The organism is Methanobrevibacter sp. (assembly GCF_045586545.1).
In the GTDB taxonomy this organism is placed as follows: domain Archaea; phylum Methanobacteriota; class Methanobacteria; order Methanobacteriales; family Methanobacteriaceae; genus Methanocatella.
On the sequence record NZ_JAZNAN010000032.1, the window covers coordinates 1 to 19,883 of the forward strand.

At 33.5% G+C, this 19,883-nt stretch carries 12 protein-coding genes; 2 read left to right on the forward strand and 10 right to left on the reverse strand.

What is annotated here, in order from left to right; translation table 11 throughout:
* Positions 1-143 precede the first annotated feature (143 nt).
* Both gdhA and ACKI3D_RS02870 read left to right on the forward strand, forming a co-directional pair.
* Positions 144-1,478 carry an NADP-specific glutamate dehydrogenase gene (gdhA, locus tag ACKI3D_RS02865; protein ID WP_407392171.1) on the forward strand — a complete coding sequence of 445 codons (1,335 nt, stop codon included), beginning with the start codon at positions 144-146 and terminating at the stop codon, positions 1,476-1,478.
* Positions 1,479-1,553: 75 nt separating this feature from the next.
* Positions 1,554-1,952, forward strand: a complete 399-nt coding sequence (locus ACKI3D_RS02870) for a PaaI family thioesterase (protein ID WP_407392173.1) — start codon at positions 1,554-1,556, stop codon at positions 1,950-1,952.
* Here the strand turns inward: ACKI3D_RS02870 and ACKI3D_RS02875 are convergent, their stop codons facing one another.
* The 10 genes from ACKI3D_RS02875 to ACKI3D_RS02920 form a co-directional block, all read right to left on the reverse strand.
* The gene (locus ACKI3D_RS02875) at positions 1,953-2,843 is read right to left on the reverse strand and encodes a tetratricopeptide repeat protein (protein ID WP_407392175.1); all 891 of its coding nucleotides are present in this window, start codon (positions 2,841-2,843) and stop codon (positions 1,953-1,955) included.
* Positions 2,836-3,009, reverse strand: coding sequence for a hypothetical protein (locus tag ACKI3D_RS02880; RefSeq protein ID WP_407392177.1), 174 nt, complete (start codon positions 3,007-3,009; stop codon positions 2,836-2,838). Before ACKI3D_RS02880 ends, ACKI3D_RS02875 begins: the two co-directional genes overlap by 8 nt.
* Positions 2,996-3,919, reverse strand: a complete 924-nt coding sequence (locus ACKI3D_RS02885) for a tetratricopeptide repeat protein (protein ID WP_407392179.1) — start codon at positions 3,917-3,919, stop codon at positions 2,996-2,998. The genes ACKI3D_RS02880 and ACKI3D_RS02885 overlap by 14 nt, the downstream gene beginning before the upstream one ends.
* Positions 3,920-4,708: 789 nt before the next feature.
* A complete protein-coding gene (locus tag ACKI3D_RS02890; protein WP_407392181.1) occupies positions 4,709-5,644 on the reverse strand; it encodes an NAD-dependent epimerase/dehydratase family protein in 936 nt (311 codons plus the stop codon).
* Positions 5,645-5,723: 79 nt separating this feature from the next.
* Positions 5,724-7,469: a right-handed parallel beta-helix repeat-containing protein gene (locus tag ACKI3D_RS02895; protein ID WP_407392183.1), complete on the reverse strand. Its 1,746-nt coding sequence runs from the start codon at positions 7,467-7,469 to the stop codon at positions 5,724-5,726.
* A gap of 66 nt (positions 7,470-7,535) precedes the next feature.
* Complete coding sequence (locus tag ACKI3D_RS02900; protein ID WP_407392185.1) at positions 7,536-10,817, reverse strand: Ig-like domain-containing protein; 3,282 nt, start codon at positions 10,815-10,817, stop codon at positions 7,536-7,538.
* Between the two features lie 35 nt (positions 10,818-10,852).
* The gene (locus ACKI3D_RS02905; RefSeq protein WP_407392187.1) at positions 10,853-13,624 is read right to left on the reverse strand and encodes a hypothetical protein; all 2,772 of its coding nucleotides are present in this window, start codon (positions 13,622-13,624) and stop codon (positions 10,853-10,855) included.
* A 20-nt stretch (positions 13,625-13,644) separates the two neighbouring features.
* Positions 13,645-15,357: a hypothetical protein gene (locus ACKI3D_RS02910; RefSeq protein WP_407392189.1), complete on the reverse strand. Its 1,713-nt coding sequence runs from the start codon at positions 15,355-15,357 to the stop codon at positions 13,645-13,647.
* Positions 15,358-15,371: 14 nt separating this feature from the next.
* Positions 15,372-18,137, reverse strand: a complete 2,766-nt coding sequence (locus ACKI3D_RS02915; protein ID WP_407392191.1) for an Ig-like domain-containing protein — start codon at positions 18,135-18,137, stop codon at positions 15,372-15,374.
* Between the two features lie 274 nt (positions 18,138-18,411).
* Complete coding sequence (locus tag ACKI3D_RS02920; RefSeq protein WP_407392193.1) at positions 18,412-19,863, reverse strand: hypothetical protein; 1,452 nt, start codon at positions 19,861-19,863, stop codon at positions 18,412-18,414.
* Positions 19,864-19,883 lie beyond the last annotated feature (20 nt).

Genomic DNA, 19,883 nt, shown 5'->3' on the forward strand with positions numbered 1-19,883 from the left:
TGTTTGTCTAATAAATTTAGAGATAAAACCAATTATATTCGGTTTTTCTTTAAAAAAGTGAAAACTATTAAATATGAGAAAATACATAAAAATAATTGTCGTATCAAAATAATAAATTTGATAGTGAAATTGGAGGAATAATTTTGTCATACGTAGACGATGTAATTGAAACTATTATTGAACAAAACCCTTCCGAACCAGAATTCCACCAAGCTATACGCGAAGTATTGGAATCCTTAAGGGTTGTAATTGAAGAAAATGAAGATGAGTACAGAAAAAATGCACTTCTTGAAAGATTAACCAATCCGGAAAGACAAATTAAATTCCGTGTCCCATGGGTAGATGACAATGGACAAGTACAAGTTAACACTGGATACCGTGTACAATTCAACAGTGCAATTGGGCCTTACAAAGGCGGATTACGTTTCCACCCATCTGTAAACTTAGGTATTATTAAATTTTTAGGTTTCGAACAAATTTTCAAAAACTCCTTAACTGGCCTTCCAATTGGCGGAGGAAAAGGAGGATCCGACTTTGATCCTAAAGGAAAATCCGACAGAGAAATCATGGCATTCTGTCAAAGTTTCATGACTGAATTATGCAAATATATCGGTGCTGATACCGATGTGCCTGCAGGAGATATTGGTGTAGGCGGTCGTGAGATTGGTTTCTTATTCGGTCAATACAAAAGAATCAGAGGATTATATGAAGGAGTATTAACTGGTAAAGGATTATCCTTCGGAGGATCCCTTGCAAGAACTGAAGCTACCGGTTATGGATTATTATACTTCACTAACGCTATGTTAAAAGCAAACGATGTCGATATTGCAGGAAAAACCATTGCAGTATCCGGTGCAGGTAACGTAGCAATCTATGCAATTCAAAAAGCTCAACAATTAGGAGGTAATGTAGTAACCTGTTCCGATTCATCAGGTTGGATTTATGACCCTGAAGGAATCGACGTTGAGTTGTTAAAAGAAATTAAAGAAGTAAGAAGAGAAAGATTAACTGCTTATGCTGAAGCAAGAGAAAGTGCAGAATACCATGAAGGCAAAGGCGTATGGACTATAAAATGTGACATCGCTTTACCATGTGCTACCCAAAACGAATTACAATTGGAAGATGCTAAAATCTTGGTTGAAAATGGAGTAATCGCTGTTGCTGAAGGAGCAAACATGCCAACCACTATCGAAGCAACCGAATACCTACAGGAAAACGGTGTTTTATTCTCACCAGGTAAAGCTTCCAACGCTGGTGGAGTAGCTACTTCCGCACTTGAAATGACTCAAAACTCACAAAGATTATCCTGGACCTTTGAAGAAGTTGATGAAAGACTTCAAAGAATCATGGAAGACATCTTTGCAAATGTTGCTGATGCTGCAGCTGAATATGGTATGGATAAAAACTATGTAGCTGGAGCAAACATCGCAGGATTCAAGAAAGTAGTTGACGCAATGAACGCACAAGGAATCGTATAGATTTCCTTGTTTTATTTTCTTTTTTTTAAGAATTTTTAACTTATTTTGATTATTTTAGATTAATAGGCAGATATTATGGCTAACTTTGAAACAATTGAAAGTGCAAGAGAATTTTTCTACAAAGATAAATTTGCAGTAGATACAGGAATAACATTAGATGAATTGACAGAAGACAAAGCTATTTGCAGCTTACAGATTACTGATGACCACAAAAACGCTTACGGAGGAGTCATGGGAGGAGTGATATTCACATTAGCCGATTTTGCTTTTGCAGCCCTATCTAATCAGATTCACCAGCCGACTGTTGCGCAGCAGGTAAGCATCAATTATCTGTCCGCTCCCAAAGGGGAAAAGCTGATTGCCGAGGCAACATGCAGAAAAAGTGGCCGTACATCATCAATCATCATTGTTAATGTCATTGATGATATAGGTCGTGACGTTGCCCAATTTGTAGGAACCGGGTTTAAATTGTAATCATTCAAAACCCAGTATCTTATTTATTTTCAGCATTCCGTTCAGCATCTTGAAAAACTCTTTTTTCTTGACGATGCCTCCGCTTTGGGGATTTATTTCAAATGCCTTTTCAAATGAGTTTATTGCATCATTTATCTGGCCCATTCTAATCAACAGCTCTCCTCGAGCATACCAAATCTCATCATATCTGCAATCCAAATCCAATGCCTTGTCAAAATAGGCCAGGGACTTTTCGAATTCTTCCATCTCAAAGGATTCAATAGCTTTGTACATGAAGTCATGTGGGGATATTGTCGTATTGTTTTTCTTTTTAAGCAGTTTGGCTTTAAGGGTTATTGCGGTTTTGTTTTTCGGTTCTATTTCAAAAACAAGGTTCAGGCATTCTTCAGCTTTTATGAATTTTGATAATTTGATGAAATTTCTTCCTTTTGAAAGCAGAGCCTGAACATCGTATTCGTCTTCAGCCAGAATGCGGTTGAGATAGCCGATTGCTTTTTCATATTCCTTTTTATATTCCAGATAGTATGCTTTTTGAAAAAGGCAGAGAATATTTGTTGGATTGATTTTAAGCACTTCATCAATTACGCCACTTGCTTCGTCTTCTTTATTGAGTGTTGTCAGGGCATTGACTTTTAAAAGCAGCAATTCTTCTGTCTTTTCATTTTCAAGCACCCTATTACATTCCTGAAGCAATATTTCACTGTACCCTATTGCCTTTTCATCTTCATTAATCATTTTATAAATCTGTGAAAGGTTATTTAGGATTGTTAGATTTGCAGGATCAATTGACAATCCTTTTAGATAGGAATCCTTTGCATCGATGATTTCTCCCTTTGTTATATGTTCATAACCCTCTTTCAAGTGTTTGTCCAGTTGATTTTTTCTAAACATATCTCTTCTCCTTTAAATATATTGCAATTTCAGCTAGTGCTTTTTCATTGTAGGGATTCATTTTTAAAAGCTTTTCCAAACATTCCAGAAATTTATATGTCTTTTCGTGATGTTTTAGGGATTTCGCTTTTAGAATCAGCATCTCTTCATATTCATGATTCTGCATATTTTCGCCCCTTTGCAGCATTTTTCATCTGGTTTAGAAGTTCAAACAGTCCTTCCCTGTCAATGATGCCTCCGCTTTCTGGATTTATCTCAAATGCTTGTTTATAGCACTCTATCGCTTCATCAAATCTCTTTTTAAGCATCAGATATCCTGCCTTGTTGAAATAGGCTTCATCAAAATCGGGGTCAATGGCTATTGCACGGTTGAAAAATTCCAAGGCCTTGTCATCATCGGCGTTTGCATATTCCATCGCCTTAAGCATTATGATGTATGCCGAATCGGGATTTATTTCCAAGGTCTTCTTTATGTGTTCTTTGAGGCTATCTTCATCACCAATCTGCTTTAACAGTTCGCCTTTAAGTCTTGTTGCCTCTTCATGTCTTGGAGATATTTCCAAAACTTTGTCATAGCATTCCTGAGCTTTCTGGTAGTTTTCCATTTTGGAATAATTCATTCCCTTGTTGATTAATGCTAGAACATTTCCGCTTTCCTGAAGTAAGATCAGATTTAGATGTTTGTTTGATTTTTCAAAATCTTCCTTTTCCTGAAAAATTGCTGAAATCTGGAATAGTGCAGGGATGTTTTGCGGATTTTTATCCAGAACCTTTTCATAGGCCTCAAGGGCATCTGTGATGTTGTTTATGCTCATCAATGAGTTTCCTTTAAGCATCAGCATTTCCGGTGAGTCATCTTTATCACATAATGCAATTAGCTTTTTGTGGTAATCTTTGGATTTTCTTTTATCTCCAGTCATTGCATAGGTCTGTGCCAGATTGTTGATTAGGGAAATATTGTCAGGATGTGTTTTCAATCCATTTAGGTAGATTTCCTGTGCCTCATCTATCAATCCTTTTTTGAGGTAGTCATATCCCTCTTTTAAAATTTCATCAATATTGTTTTTATAATCCATATTTTCACCTATTTTTATCGGTGATTAAGTAATATTATTTTAATTGGTTTTAAATTTATCTATTTTAGTTTTAAGACAATTTTATAAGGTTTTATCAATTTTTAAGAATGAATATGATGATTAATTATAATGGATATGTAAAATTGATTTAAATCCGTAATTTGCCATAACTCTATTACATTGCTTTATTTTTGTATCTAAAATAACTGAGTTATCTTTAGAAGGGATTGATGAAATTAAGGGGATCTATAACTTTTTTTTTATTTTTTGGTGATTTTATGGCAAAAGTTGATTGTGTTAAAGAAGTTTGTCAGGAAAGATTTAATGAAGGTAAATCTGAAACTACTAAAGATTTTATTTGTAAATTGTTAATTAATTGAATTTATTCTTTCGAGGATATTTCAAAGTTAACTGATTTGCCTTTGGAAACAATTAAAAAATTTAATAAGATTTCTTGATTCTGTAATACTTGACCTAATAGTTTATATTTGATGAAATTATAATATTAAAATGACTAATTAACAAGTCGTGAAAAATCGGGTTCGAAGTTGCACTGCCGTAACTTCGAATTTTTTTATACAACATAAACTGTTGCATATATCAACATTTATTCTTTTTTTGGAGATGGCTTCCCAATAAGATATATTTTAGATACTTTTTCATTAAATTAAAATGATAGTTCATGCAGTTGAATGTAATTTAATTAATGGTTCAATTAAAAATTTAAACTTAAGATTATAAAAGTAATTAATGTTTTACATACATCTACATATCTTTCTTAAAGTAATGTCATTTCAAATCTTGCCTAAACCAGTTTATGGTTTCAACAAGCTGCTTTTCAAAATCAGTAGTGTCGATTTCCAGATTAATCCTTTTCATGTTGGAGATGTCTGCATGGGAGTGTTCAATATCTCCAGGCCTTTTTGGAAGATATCTAACATCAACATCAGCATTCAATGTCTTTTTGACAATTTCATATAGCTCATTGATTGTGATTCTTTTGCCGCTTGCAACATTGACGATGCCGTTGTAGTCTGATTCGGCAGCATTGATGTTTGCTCTTGCAACGTCTCCGACATAGACAAAGTCACGGGTCTGCTCGCCGTCTCCATAGATTACAGGCTCTCTGTTTTCCAGGATTGCATTGATAAAATTAGGAATTACGGCAGCATAAGGGGAGTTCTTGTCCTGTTTCGGGCCAAAAACATTAAAGTATCTAAGGGCAGTATAGTTAAGGCCGTAGCTTTCATGAAATGATTTGAGATACAGCTCACAGCTTGCTTTTGAAGCAGCATATGGGGAACTCGGCATTGGAATTTCGCTTTCCTTTAAAGGCATATTGGTGTTTTCACCATAAACCGCTGATGAAGATGAAAAGACAATCTTTTCAATGTCATTCTTAACGCAGGCATTTAATAAATTCACGGTTGCAGTAACATTTTCCTCATGACATCTGATTGGATTTTCAACACTTAGAGGAACGCTTACCATAGCTGCAAGGTGGAAAACGTAATCGATATCCTTTAGAGTTGCAGTTAAGTCCAGGCCGTTCAAATCATTTTGGATTAATGTCAGATTATCATGATTGGGATTGTCGATGTAGTCAAGCCTTCCGCTTGTGAGATTATCGATAATGGTAATGCTGTTGTCATCCATCAGGCTATTGGCAATGTGAGATCCAATGAAACCCAATCCTCCTGTAATCAAAATGTTTCTATCTTTCATTTAATCATTAATTTGTAAACATTAGTTAATATGTTTTACTTATGAATTTAAAAAAAGTTTAAATAAGGATTATCAATCCTTATCTTTTAATTTTAATTGTGCTTTTTGCTGAAATTTTGTAGTTGCCGTCGCCGGAGGTTATTTTCACCTTATATGTTCCGACTTTAAGGTTTTTGGTGTTGAATTTGGCTATTCCCTTTTTGTTGGTTTTGACTTTGTATGTTTTTTTGCCGATTTTAAGATTTAAAACGGCTTTTCCGGCAGCCTTTTTGGTCACCTTGTTTTTAACTGTAACCTTGAAGTATGCTGATTTTTTGTATTTGTTGGTTACTTTAGGGGCTTTAACTACGGCTTTTGCTTTTGTGATTTTGATGGTAATGTTTTTTAATGGAAGGTTGTAGTCTGAACCGTAATCTATTGTTCCCTTATATGTTCCGACTGGCAGGTTTGAAGCTTTGAATTTCCATACTCCTTTCGAATTGACCCAATCGACATATTCGTAAACCTTTTTACCTTTAATCAGAGTTATCTCAATGTAACGATCCCAAGGATGATTTGTTTCAGTGTATACTGCTTTGATGCGCAATGTTTCACCGGATTTGTAGGTGGTTGCAAATGCCTCGGCAACGCTGAGTTTTGCTATCATTATAGGATTTAGGCTGTTGCCTATGTAGGTCTTATTGGTGTAGTTTTGCCCGTCTATTGATGCAAAGCCGTTTGTGCAGAATGCATATTCCTCGTTGCCTGTGAAGGTACAGTTGGCCAAATACATGTTTTCGCTTTGGATTGTGCCTTCAATTCCACCATAATTGCTGTCGAATTTTGAATTTAAAAGTGTAAGGTTCTCGCAGTAGATTGCGCAATGCTTGTTTTTTGAAAATGTTGAATTCACAATGGATACTTCTGAATTGGTTTCAATTGCACAATAATTTTCTTCGAAACTGCAACCGCAAACGGTTAAAAGATATCTTTCGTCTCCGTAGTTTACACTTCCAATGGTAGTCTCCTTGTTGTTAGTAAAATTACAGTTTGTCAAGCTTAAATTTTGTGAAAAACTGATTGCTCCACTTTTTGACTTATAAAAAAGGGAATCTGATATTGCATTATTTCCATTGCACATTATCAGTGAATTTTTGAATCTTGAATTGGATATTGTCATGGTGCCATTTGATCTGATTTCGCTGTTGGTGAATCTGGAGTTGTCGATTATCAGGGAATTTCCCGCATCGATTGCACCTCCCCACTGGAAGGTATAATACTCGAAGTATTCATGTTCATATCCATCTCTAATTGCTTTGTTATTGTTGAATTTACAATCAGTGATTTTTAATGTGTTTGCGGAATATATTGCTCCAACGGTATAGTTTATAGGGTCATACTCCGCATCAAATGAGTAGTAGGTATATGTTATATGAACAAGATTATCGGTAAGATTACTGTTTGAAATGCTTAAGTTTCCAAGGGAGTATATTGCAGGGGTGTTTTCTGATTTTGAATTTATAATGTTTAAATTGTTTAAAGTAACATTTACGTTAGAAATATTGAAGATGTTTGATTTTTCACTTCCGTTGAGTGTTGCGCCGTTTTTGGAAGTGATTGTTATTGATTTGTTGATTATTATTTCTTTTCCTTGGCTTGCATAGGTTCCTTCAAGTTCTATGGTGTCATTTTCACTTGCCAGGTCAATTTCACTTTGTATATCATCAAAGCTTTTCACTTCAGGGGATTTTTCAAGCGTTTGAGTTGAGTTGCCCTCAGCCGAAACGGTTCCTAAAGCGAGCAGCATAATGATTATGAAAATAAATAATAATTTTTTGCTGAACATGCTTAAATGTTTGTTAGAAGGATTATATAAATTTTAAAAAAATAAGATTAATAAGGGTATGGACCCTTATTTTTGAATTTTAACTTTCTGTTTCACGGTATTCTTTTTGTAGGTTGCTGTGTAGGTCAGTTTTTTGCCTGCTTTGAGTTTTTTGAGTACTGTTTTTTTGATTGTTACTTTAGCTATTCCCTTTTTGTTGGTTTTTGCTTTGTATTTTTTGCCGTTGAATTTGAATGTTATTTTTTGTTTTTTGATTGGGGTTTTGCCTTTTTTGAGGGTTGCTGTTAAGACGAGCTTTTTGGCTGACCTTTTGACTTTAACTTTCTTAAGTTTCAAGACCTGTTTTACTTTAAGTGTGTTTTTAACACTGATTCCATGATATTCCACTTCTATGGTGTATTTTCCAGGCAGGTCAGTTATCTTAAGGGTGGCAGTTCCGTTTGCATCGGTTTTTGCTGTGTATTCATTTTTTCCGATATAGAATGTTACTTCTTCTCCGGCTCCTACGATTTCACCATAATCTCCCCATATCTGCAGGGAATATGTGCTTCCATCCCAGTAATACATGTTAATGTCCTTTCCTCCATCTAATTTTGCAGGAATCGGGTTGACAATAATGCTCATGGAGTCAAAATCAACAATTTTTCCGTTATCATAGTACTGGCCTATCAGATATCCTTCTGAGTAGTCTCCAATGTCCAAGTCGGATAATGAAATTTTAACGTCGCTTCCATTGAATTTCACTTCATAGAACTCATCGCCACTAAATGAAATAATTGAGAGATATCCATCTTCAGTATAAGGGACATGTAATGTAATGAATTCATCATCCCCCCAGGTCATTTCATAGGGATAATTCAAACTCATTCTAACCTGCATGTTATCCTCCACCTCTTCAACCGGATAGTTTCCTTCAAATGATAGGGTGTAGTTGTATTCGCCGATTTTTGAACTTGGTGCTTGAATTTCTGCAAATCCGTTTCTGATTTCACTGCTGTTGTATAGGTTGTAGTTTCCATTTTCATCCAGAATGTAGAGGTTCAATCTGCCTTGTGCATCCTGAGGCAATGTTAGAGTAAAGTTTACATTGTCTTCGTAGTATATCCAATAAGGGCATTCAATCACTCCCATAATGCTTATGGTGGTATTGATTGTTTTTGAAGAATGTTCGCTGTCTCCGGGATAGGTGGCAGTGATTTCATGCTTTCCAGGGGTCAGGTTTGTAAGATTTGCCCAGTATCCTTCATCTTCATCATCTATCAGTTTCGGTGAAAAGCTATCGTATTTCACGCCATCGACATAAACTGTAATTTCATTGGTTAATTTTGATGGGGCATAAATGGAAATGAAATTATCTTCACCATAATGATAATATTCGTCAGGTATCATCTCAAATAGATAAGAGGGTGTAACTGTCATCTGTTTTGTTATTTCACCATATTTTCCGGAATAAATCACTTCAACTGACTGTGTTTTATAGTCCTTTAAGGCAATTTCATATATTTGATAGTTGTCATAATCATCAGGCTTGATTTTTTTGGTTTTGAGTTTGGCTCCATCAACATTGACTGTAACGCTTCCCTTATCATCAGCCGGAAAGATTATTATTACACTTTCATTAGTCGGATTCATTTGGATGAGGACCTGTTTAAGTTCAAAGGCTACGGTTCTGTTAATCGGTTTATAATATTCGTCACCGACATAGTATATTGTAAGAGTGTGGTTTTTTATCTCATAGCCGTCAAAATAAAACACATCTTCATAGGGCAATTCGGAAATATCCATTTTCTTGAATGTTTCACCGTCAATGTAAAAGGTTATCTCTCCTTTTGCATCTTCCTGCACATTTTTAACTATTTCGCTGTAACAATACTCTCTGTTTACATTTATTTCATAAGGAAGATCAATTTCAATGCAGTCGGGATTGATATTGGAGAATTCGGTATTGAATTTCCAGGTATAAAGGGAGGTGCCGTTTTCAATGTATGCGGCATTCAGCTGATATAATCTAGCCTTCATATCTGATATTGGGATGACTGCGCTGCCGTTAATGATGCTCACATCAGTATTAATCATTCCTCTCAGTTCTAAAATTCCGCTGTAGGATTGGGGTGCGCTGAATGTCAGATTATATGTTTCGCCATTGAAAATCTTTGCCGGCATCTTAAGGTTCGGTTTGACAGTCATTGTGTAGTTGACATTAACATAATCGCTTGAAAGTGCGACTTCATATTTTCCAGGTTCCAAATCAGCAAGTGATATCACTGCCTTTCCGTCAGTGATTTCGCTTTGGAATCTTTTATCGTTAATTAATGCTGTTAAATTTCCATTCAGGTTCTTTGGAACTTCCAGAACAATATTTGCATTGTCGTTGTAGTCTATTACATCAGGACTTGTCAAGTTAGGTTTAACATTGATAATTCTGGTAACGGTCTTTTTTGGAAGAGTCTTGTCTTCATAGGAGAATGTAACGATGTTTTCGCCCAGATTGAAATCTGATAATGTAATGTCTACATATCCATCGGACAATTTTGCAGTGTATGTTTTATCGTTCAGGGTCACTTTTAATTTTGAATTTGCGCTGTCGATTAATTCGACGTTAAATGTGACATTTTCGCCATAGGTAATGTTGTTTTTATTTTCAACATCAAATAGATAGGAGGTTTTAAATGTCCCTGATTTTTTCATACTTTTTTGATTTCCCCATGAATAGGTAATTGTGTATGTGTGTTTTCCTAATGATAACTTTTCAAAGTAGTATGGATAATACATGCCGTCAATAAAATCCCAGTCATATAAATCATCTATTGAAATCGCACGATTAAAAACGCTTTTGCCGTCAATAGCTATTTTTACATTTGCAGTAACCTCTTCAGCAATAAAAATCTTTATCCTGTCATAGCTTCCAATTTCAACTTCCTCCGGCACTTCAATGATGACAGGCAGGTAGTTGAATGATGTGTCTTTAACAAATCCCGCATATTTGTCATCGCCGGTGTATTTGATTTGGGCAGTATGATTTCCAAATGTCAAGTTTTCCAAGACTAGCCTGTTCACGACGGGAGATACATATTTGTTGTATTTTTCAATTCCGTCTATTGACATTGTGATATTTCCCGAAGCGTCTTTGGGCATTTCCTCTATTTTCATATAGTATGATGTTACATTTCCTTCAGGAATTTCAATGTCATATGAATAATCTGATATTTTTTCAATTTCTTGCGTTTGCACGATTTCAGCTTCTGCCATATCATCGGTTATAGTTGCATTTTCATCTGCACTAACGGCGCTCAATGTTAAAATGCTTAGCAGAACTATAAGAGTTAATATGGTTCTATTCAATTTCAATTCATAACCCCCTAAATTATAAATAAAATTTATCCCTATTTCTGAACTTTAACAGTTTTTTTAACAGTATCCTTTTTGTAGGTTGCTGTGTAGGTCAGTTTTTTGCCTGCTTTGAGTTTTTTGAGAACTGTTTTTTTGATTGTTACTTTAGCTATTCCCTTTTTGTTGGTTTTTGCTTTGTATTTTTTGCCGTTGAATTTGAATGTTACTTTTTGTTTTTTGAGTGGAGTTTTGCCTTTTTTAAGGGTTGCTGTTAAGACGAGCTTTTTGGCTGACCTTTTGACTTTAACCTTTTTAATAGTTAAAACTTGTTTCACTTTCAATGTATTTTTAACGCTTTTTCCATTGTAGGTGGCTGTTATTTTGTATTTACCGGGGAGTTGGATTAATTTCAGACTGATTACGCCATTTTTATCAGTTGTTTTATTGTAGGTTTCAGATCCTATTTTTATTTCAATGATTTCCCCTTCACTTACCGGTTCGCTGTTCCTGTATACTGTGGCCTTGAATTCGGTTCCGTCATAATAATACATTGAAACGTCATCTGAGACTATATCAATGTCGAATATAGGTTCGACATATTCATAATATGAACCGAGGATTTCTCCGTTTGATGTTTTAATCTCTGCATTGGCGTATATATAAAAATCGAGATGTTTTAAATAATCGGTAATGTCTATTTCGGCCCTGCCGTTGGTAATGTTTACTTCCTTGATTATTATGTTGTTAAGCTGGTCAATAACGGATATGATTCCAATCAATTCTTCATTCGCCACAATGGAAAATGTGTTGTTTTCAAATGAAAATATCGGCACTACTGTTGCAGTGTAGTTAGTTAAGTTATAAAGCTCATAATTTCCACTATACAATGCATTATAATAGACGTTTCCAACAAGATTGGTCGGAAATTCGATTGAAGCGAAACCGTTTGTCAGATTTACAGTTTTATAGACTGTATAAGTGTCGTTTTCATTGTACTTTACCTCTAATGTTAAGCTTCCCATACCATCTTTAGGCAAGTACAATGAGATGTATTCTTTTGAGTTATATTTTAGATTTCCTAGGTCCTTAATGTAATACTTGGAGTTGACAGTATAACCATCTTCCCTTTGTTTAAGTTCGTAGTTTCCTTCAAATGAGAGTCTGTAATAATATTTTCCGACATGGTTGGTTGGCAGTGTGACAGTTGCCTTTCCATCTTCAAGTTCTACAGTTTCATATGTTCTATATTCTCCATCTTCTTTTTTGATTTCTACTGTTAGGTTTCCAATTGCATCATTAGGCATTGTCAGGTTCACATAGCATAAGCTATTTACATCCGGATATTGTATAATGAAGAGGTCTGAATAGTCATCAATCCATCCAGGTTCTATGCTCCAAACCGCATGGTCTTTGACGTTATATATTCCGACGATTTCATTGATTTCATGATTTCCGGTAAAGTAGGCGTTGAAGGTGAATTTTCCAATATGATTTGTTGGCAGTGGAATGTCTGCAGTGGAATTTGTCAGCTCTACTGTTTTGTATAAAATGTATTCATTTTGAGCATTTTTAACTTCTATTGTCAGGTTTCCATGGAAATCTTCAGGCAAATTTAATCTGAAGCTGTTTGCTTCATTTTGCTTGACGCTTTCGGTGTAGTTTGCCCTTGCAATCACTTCAAATGTAGTTTCAAATGAATTTTTGGCGTATGTTTCATCACCTTTATAGTTTACCCTAAGGGTGTGGGTTCCCGGACTTAAATTGGTGATGTCAATTGCATGCTCATTATATTCGTATGTTGAAACCGCTTTTTCGCCGTCAATAGTAATGTCTAAGTCGATTTCAGGGGCATAAAATGAATAGTAATTCTTTTCACCGTAAATGTGATAATCCTTATCTTTAAAGGTTACGTAATCTCTGTTATTCACATTAACGGTTGCCTTTTTTGTGTAGTTATTGTATACTCCATTGAATATGACTTCAATATCATAGGTCTCATTTACTTTCAGATGGCTTAAGGAGTAGCCTAAATTTATGTATTCGTAGTTGTCTTCGTTAAGCTCTTCTTTTTTATATAATTTGCCGTTTATGTAAATTGAAAGGGTTCCGTCAGTATAATAATATCTGTCCACAATTATTTTATCCTGATATCCCGGGACAACTGTTGATGGAATGTCTATTGCGACATCTTTAATCGACCATATCTTAGTTTTTACGGCTGGTTTGAAGTAGTCGTCTCCGGAGTATACTAGTGTGAAGTTATAGTCCTTGAACTCAAGATAACCTTCGAAATAGATTTCATTTTCCTGTGCATCAAGCAGCCTTCTTAACTCTCCATCAATATAGAAGCTGAAATTGCCTGTCAGTCCTTCAGGCTTGTTTAGAATAGGTACTGAAATGTATGATACTTCATGATCAGCATATGTATCTAAGGTTACTTCACCTTCCAGTCCTAAGAAATCCATGTCCCAATCAGGATTTTCCTTTAGAACGGTTATGTTGTATTCTTTTTGGAAGCTTGTTGAATTTGTAAAATAGTTTAGATTAATGTTGTGGTGTCCAGTGGTTAGGTTTTTTATTGGAATTGATGTTTTTCCGGTTGTAATTGTGCTGTTATAGTTGATTGCACCATTAATGTCAAGTGAAGCGTCCTCATCCGATTCGACTGTGATATTGTAGTCCCCATCCTTCCAGATTTTTGTTGGGACTTCAATATTTGGGCTTGTTCCGTTTACATCCGTAATATTTTCATTTGCACTTGCAATGCTGAGGCTTAAAATTGCCAGAATGCAAATGCATATCAAACATAACTTTTTAAGTTTCATTTTACTCAATCTTCTTTTGATTACCATTTAATCTTTATTGTGCTTTTCGCTGAAATTTTATAGTTCTCATTTCCGGAAGTGATTTTGACTTTATATGTTCCGACTTTAAGGTTTTTGGTGTTGAACTTGGCGATTCCCTTTTTGTTGGTTTTTACATTGTATGTCTTTTTGCCGATTTTGACTTTGAGTAGTACTTTTTTAGCAGCCTTTTTTGTAATCTTGTTTTTAAGTGTGATTTTGAAGTATTTGGACTTTTTGTACTTATGGGTAACCTTTGGAGCCTTGACGATTGTCGGCGCCTTTTTGATGGTAATTGTAAATGATACTTCTCTTGGCTGGACATATGATTCAATATAGTTGATTACAACATTATAAGTTCCAACTTTCCATGTTGAAACAGGAAATGTAAGTGATTCATAAAACCATTCCTGATAGTACTGTTTGCCGTTTCTGTATATGTCATGGTCTACATATAGATCATCCAGTATGCTTCCGGATTTCAGATTAATCAAGTCAACTGTAATTTTCCCGTTAGAATTGTAATAAGTTTTTGTGAGTTTGTTCCTGATTTTTGCTTTGAACAGATACATTTGATTCAAGTTATCATCATATAGATTGCCGTTTACAAGAATTGCCGCATCACTGTTGTTTTCAAAACTGCAATCTTCAATGTCATTTAGTGATTGGAGTTTTATAATTCCAGAATTGATATTTGAATTGTTTTTGAAAGTTGAATTTATGATATTGATGTTATCCACTTCAATGAGATGATAATCATCAATATTTTGGGAGTTATTTTCAAAAAAACAACCCTTAATAATTGCATTTTCACCTAAAATGAGCATATTTACATTGTTTGTGAAGTTGCAGTTATAAATTTCCATATTTCCACAATATATTTCCGGATAGGTTAAATCATATATTGGATTTCTCGGCTCGAATCCGCAATTGTTGAAGCTTGAATTGATTAGGTAAACTATTGAATCATCCATGACTGCCAATGTTGATGATTGGTCTTTGAAAATACAATCTTGGATATCAGCATCGCCATATGAAACGATTACCGAACCGGTATTGTTGAGGAATCTGCTTTTTTCAAGATGTAATTTGCCTTTTGTAAATATGCCGCCGCCATTTCCTTCATCAGAAGAGAAATACCAGTCCATTTCTCTAAACTGTGCAATGTAGATTGCAGAATTGTTGATAAAATTGGAATTAATAACTGTTAAATCATTGTTTGAATATACTGCTCCACCTTCACCCAAATCATCAGGTGTAATTTGGCTTTTAGTTTTACTATACCACTCATAATCTGCATTTACGCTGTTGTTTGTGAAATTGCAGTTTATTAAAGTCAAATTTCCATTGGCAAGTATTGCGCCGCCACTGGTTTTTGATAGTGCATTAACGAAATTGATGTTTTTCAAAACTACGTTTCCTTTAGATATGGTCAGTATTCTTGATTTGTGATTGGCATCGAGTGTTGCACCGTTTCCTTCAATTGTAATATCCTTTTCAATTTTGATTTCTTTTGATCCGGTGTAGGTGCCGTTTAGATTAACTGTTGAGTTTGATTCGACCTTGTCGATAGTATTTTGAATGTCATCAAATTTGTTTCCGCTTACATTTAATGAATTTTCATCTGACATGATTGTTTCATTATCGTCTGCACTTACGGTCGAAAGTGAGATTAGAAGTATTGTCAAAATAGAAAATAGCAATAGTTTTTTCATTTTAAACCCTCCCCCTATTTTTGAACTTTAACGGTATGTTTAACAGTATCCTTCATATATGTTGCCTTGTAGGTTATTTTCTTGCCAACTTTTAGTTTTTTAAGTGTTGATTTTGCAATGGTCACCTTTGCAATTCCCTTCTTGTTAGTTTTTGCTGTATATGTTTTGCCGTTGAATTTGAATGTTATTATTTTGTTTTTCACTGCTTTTTTACCTTTTTTAAGAGTTGATGTTAATACTAGTTTTTTAGCAGATTTTTTAACTTTAACAGGTTTTAAAGTTAAGAGGTGTTTTACTGTTAATTTGTTTTTAAACACTACTCCTTTATAACTACTTTTAATAGTGTATTCTCCAGGTATTGGAGTTATTTTAAGTTTAATCCTTCCGTTTTTATCAGTCTTAAGTTTGTATTTTGTAGATCCTATTTTTATTGTTATTTTTTCTCCTTTTCCGACTAATTTTTCATTTCTATAGACTTTAGCGGTAAATGTTTTTGAATCTCCATAATACATTTCAATGTCTTTTGCAATGATTTTCACGTTAGGATTAATTTTTACGGTGTCTATAAAGTAGTCTTCAATGTCATCTGATGTGAAAGACAAAGCAAAGTATGAAGGTTCATTCATTTTTTTAATATATTTTGTTAAATCTATTTTTGCAGTACCATTTTTAATATTCGCACTAAATTCAGAGTCGGTTGAGTAATCTACGATGGAGAATTTTCCATTTAATTCTTTATCTCCAACTAATGTCAAAATGTTGTTTTTAAAGGAATAGGCAGGAATAATTAAAATTTCTTGGTCTGTGCAATTGTAAAGTTCATAGTTACCATTGTATAACACATTATAGTAAACTTTTCCAACACGGTTTGTTGGCATTTGTATTGATGCGTTTCCTTTATTTAATTCTACAGTCTTATAAACTGTGTAGTTATCATTTTTAGCATATTTTATTTCTAATGTCAGTGTTCCAGTTCCATTTTTAGGCAGTTCAATTGAAACAGATTCATTTGAATTGTATCGTAATTCTTCGTCTACTGTATTAATATAATACTCTGAATCAACTTCATATGACTTTTTATATGGAAGTAATTCGTAATTCCCATTAAATGATGTTTTAACATCATATTCACCGATATGGTTTGTTGGTAATTTAATAGTGCAGCTCCCATTTGCCACAGCAGTTGTGTAGTTTTCAACGAGTTTGCCGTCTTTACTTATTTCCACGGTTAGGTTTCCATTTCCATCATTAGCTAATTTTAATGTTAAAATTAAGTTTTCATTCATTATAGGCCAATATTCATTATTCAGTTTCCATTTAGCGGAATCTTTTACCAGATATTTGCCAAGAATTTCATTTAATTCATAATTTCCGTTAAAATATGCTTTAAATTGGTAATTTCCAACATGTTCGGTAGGCATTGGAATATCCACTTTTGAATTTTTCACTTCAGCTGTTTTAAAATATTTGAATTCAGCATTGTCTAAATTTTCAAAATCAACTGTTAGATTTCCGATAGCATCTTCGGGCAATTCCAATGTTAAATAGTTTAACTCATTTTGTTTAACGCTAGTAGGGTATTTTGCTTTTGAAACTACTTCAAAATCATTACTAAATGTGTTTTTTGCATATTTTCCATCACCATCATAACTAACAGTAATTCTATGTGTTCCAGGAGTCAAATCACCAATATTAACAATATAATAATCATCTTCATATGTTGCTTTAACTTTTTTATTATCAATTGTAATATTTAACTTGAGTTTAGGTGATAGGATGTAGTAGAAATTAGATTCATCACCGTAAGTATATTTGAAATTATCTTGTTCATAACTGTATTTTCCCATGAAAGTAACATAATTGCTCACACGGTCACTAACGTTAACGGTAGCCTTTTTTGTTTTATTTCCGCTGTCACTTGAATAGATTACTTCAATATCATATTGTTGATTTGCTTTTAATTTATTAAGACTATATTCTAGCATATAATGCAGATCTGAATTAATATTGTCTTTTTTAAATACTGTTCTGTTGTTTATTTTAATACTGACATTTCCATTTCTAAAATCATAATCTGAATATATATAGATGGTGTCATCATATCCTAAAACAACTTCTTCAGGTATTGTTATTAAAATTGGACAGAATTCAACGATTTTGCTTTTACTTACTGGATAAAAATAGTCGTCACCAGAATATTTTAGTGTGAAATTGTATATTTGTTCTTCGTAATACTTTGCATAATAAATTGGTTCTTCTGTCAGGTCTTGAGCATCCCATTCATATATTAGTTCATTATCAACATAGAAACTAAAATTCCCTGTAAGGCCTTCAGGTCTATTAAGGATAATTAAACATGTGTCCAAAGATTCATGGTCATATGGAGGACCAAATAAAATTTCACCTTCTAAAAAATCAAAGTCCATGTCCCAGTGAGGATTTTCCTTTAAAACGGTTATATTATATTCTTTCTGGATGTTAGATGCATTAATATGGATATTATGCCTTCCTGTTGTTAAATTTTTAATAGGAATTGATGTTTTTCCAGCAGTTATTGTTGAATTATAGTTTATTGCACCGGTTATGTCTATTTCTGATTCTTCATTTGACTCAACGGTAATATTGTAATCTCCATCTTTCCAGATTTTTGTTGGCACTTCAATATTTGGACTATGGTCTGTTTCATTTAAATCCGTAATGTTTTCATTTGCACTTACTGCACTAATGCATAGAATTGAAAGAATGCAAATGCAGATAATCATAACTTTATTGATTTTCATGTTTCCCCTCATTTTGTATTTTCACTGTTTTTTTTTAAACAGTATTTTTAATGCGGTTGCTTAGATATTCGGGATTGCTTTTTCTGGTTTTAATTTGGTGTTGCCTTTTGCATTTACAATTCTTAGTTTGGATATACCAATAGAATTTGTTTTTATGGTTAGTTTTTGAATTGGTTTTTATATTTGCATTTTTGATATCTAAGTTATATAATCTGTACTTTGAATTTTATTTCATAAATAAATTTATGACATTTTTCGTAGAATTTAATTTAAGTTAATAATATTCATAGTATTCGTCAGTTTTCAAAGAGGTAGTGTTAACTTTTGAAATAACTATGCCGTCTTTTTTTGATATTTGACTTACATTCAAATCTACATTAGGATTTCCCCAGCTGATTAAGTAAATGTTTTTATCAGTGTTGTTTGTAGCTAAATCCCGCATGTCTGTTTTATCAATGTTTTTAAAGTCAAATATTTCATGAATCCTATTCATATTTTCCCCATAGACATAGTCTTGATTAACACAGTACATTTCACTTTGATTTGAAAAATCTAAAAAGTACAATGCAAGACCGGGATTATTAAGTATTATCATAGAATTATCTTCTTCTAAGATTTCATCTAGTGTTTCGCTTTGTTTCAATCCATTTTGATAGGCTTCATCGTTTGTTACAATCAGTGTTCCAATTCCACTAACTAAAAGTAGGCAAATCAGAGCTAATGATATGAAAAAAATTCTTTTATTTTGCATTTTGCTAATCATAATTGAAATAACAAGCCATAATATTGCTGAAGCTAAAATAAGGCCTTCCATAACAAAAATCGGTTTAATTATGACTGAAATTAAGAGGATTATTGCAATTGTTGCAAAATAAGCTATAATCCCATAGATAATGGATATTTTATCATTGTCATTTTCTTTCAGGTATAATGCAAGGATCAATAAAAAGATTAAAAGGGAAACAATGCTAAAAAATGTGTCTCCGCTATATGTGAAGTGGGCTAAGGATTGAATTATTGATTCAACATTAATTTTGCCTAATGGCTGCATGGACTCTAGAATCTTAATTAAAGTCAAAATCCACGGAGCGTAGAAAATTATTCCCGCGATAATTGATGCAGCAAGATATTTAATCTTATCTTTGTTATAGTTCATCATATGGAATAATAGAATTAGATAAAGAACTATTGTTATGATTAATCCATAATAATGAGTATATGATGCTAAAATGGAAAATACAGTAAATAATACAAATGATTTTTTATCTGCGAGGTTTATAATGTCTTTGAAATACACAAATGACAATAATGTAAATAGCATCGCCCAGCTATACGGTCTTAAAATTGTGTAGCTGATGAAAAACTGGCTCATAATCGCTGTTGCAAAAGCAAATAAACCGGCTGCAAGCCAACCATAATCTTTTCTAAGTTTAATAGTAGAAAAGATTAATATAATTGCATATGGGATAATAGAAAACACTTTTAAAATAGCAAAATCAGTTGTAAGTTTACTTAGTCCTTTTAAAAATAGGAAATATAACGGAGGATTCGTATCTCCTCCAAGAATATGTAATAAATCACTTATTGGAAAGTTTATTATTGTTAATGTGAAAAATTCACTAATATCCGTAATTACTTGAGTTAAAGGATTTATAAGCATATAAATTAATGTCAAGATACTCAATATGAAAAATACTTGTCCGATAGTGTTTTTATTAACTTCCATAATAATAGTTTATAAATGGT

Coding starts and splice junctions, on each gene's coding strand:
- ACKI3D_RS02885 (WP_407392179.1), bottom strand. CDS start 3,919: ATGGATTATAAAAACAATATTGATGAAATTTTAAAAGAGGGATATGAC.
- ACKI3D_RS02905 (WP_407392187.1), bottom strand. CDS start 13,624: ATGAAACTTAAAAAGTTATGTTTGATATGCATTTGCATTCTGGCAATT.
- ACKI3D_RS02880 (WP_407392177.1), bottom strand. CDS start 3,009: ATGCAGAATCATGAATATGAAGAGATGCTGATTCTAAAAGCGAAATCC.
- ACKI3D_RS02890 (WP_407392181.1), bottom strand. CDS start 5,644: ATGAAAGATAGAAACATTTTGATTACAGGAGGATTGGGTTTCATTGGA.
- ACKI3D_RS02915 (WP_407392191.1), bottom strand. CDS start 18,137: ATGAAAATCAATAAAGTTATGATTATCTGCATTTGCATTCTTTCAATT.
- ACKI3D_RS02875 (WP_407392175.1), bottom strand. CDS start 2,843: ATGTTTAGAAAAAATCAACTGGACAAACACTTGAAAGAGGGTTATGAA.
- ACKI3D_RS02910 (WP_407392189.1), bottom strand. CDS start 15,357: ATGAAAAAACTATTGCTATTTTCTATTTTGACAATACTTCTAATCTCA.
- ACKI3D_RS02920 (WP_407392193.1), bottom strand. CDS start 19,863: ATGGAAGTTAATAAAAACACTATCGGACAAGTATTTTTCATATTGAGT.
- ACKI3D_RS02895 (WP_407392183.1), bottom strand. CDS start 7,469: ATGTTCAGCAAAAAATTATTATTTATTTTCATAATCATTATGCTGCTC.
- ACKI3D_RS02870 (WP_407392173.1), top strand. CDS start 1,554: ATGGCTAACTTTGAAACAATTGAAAGTGCAAGAGAATTTTTCTACAAA.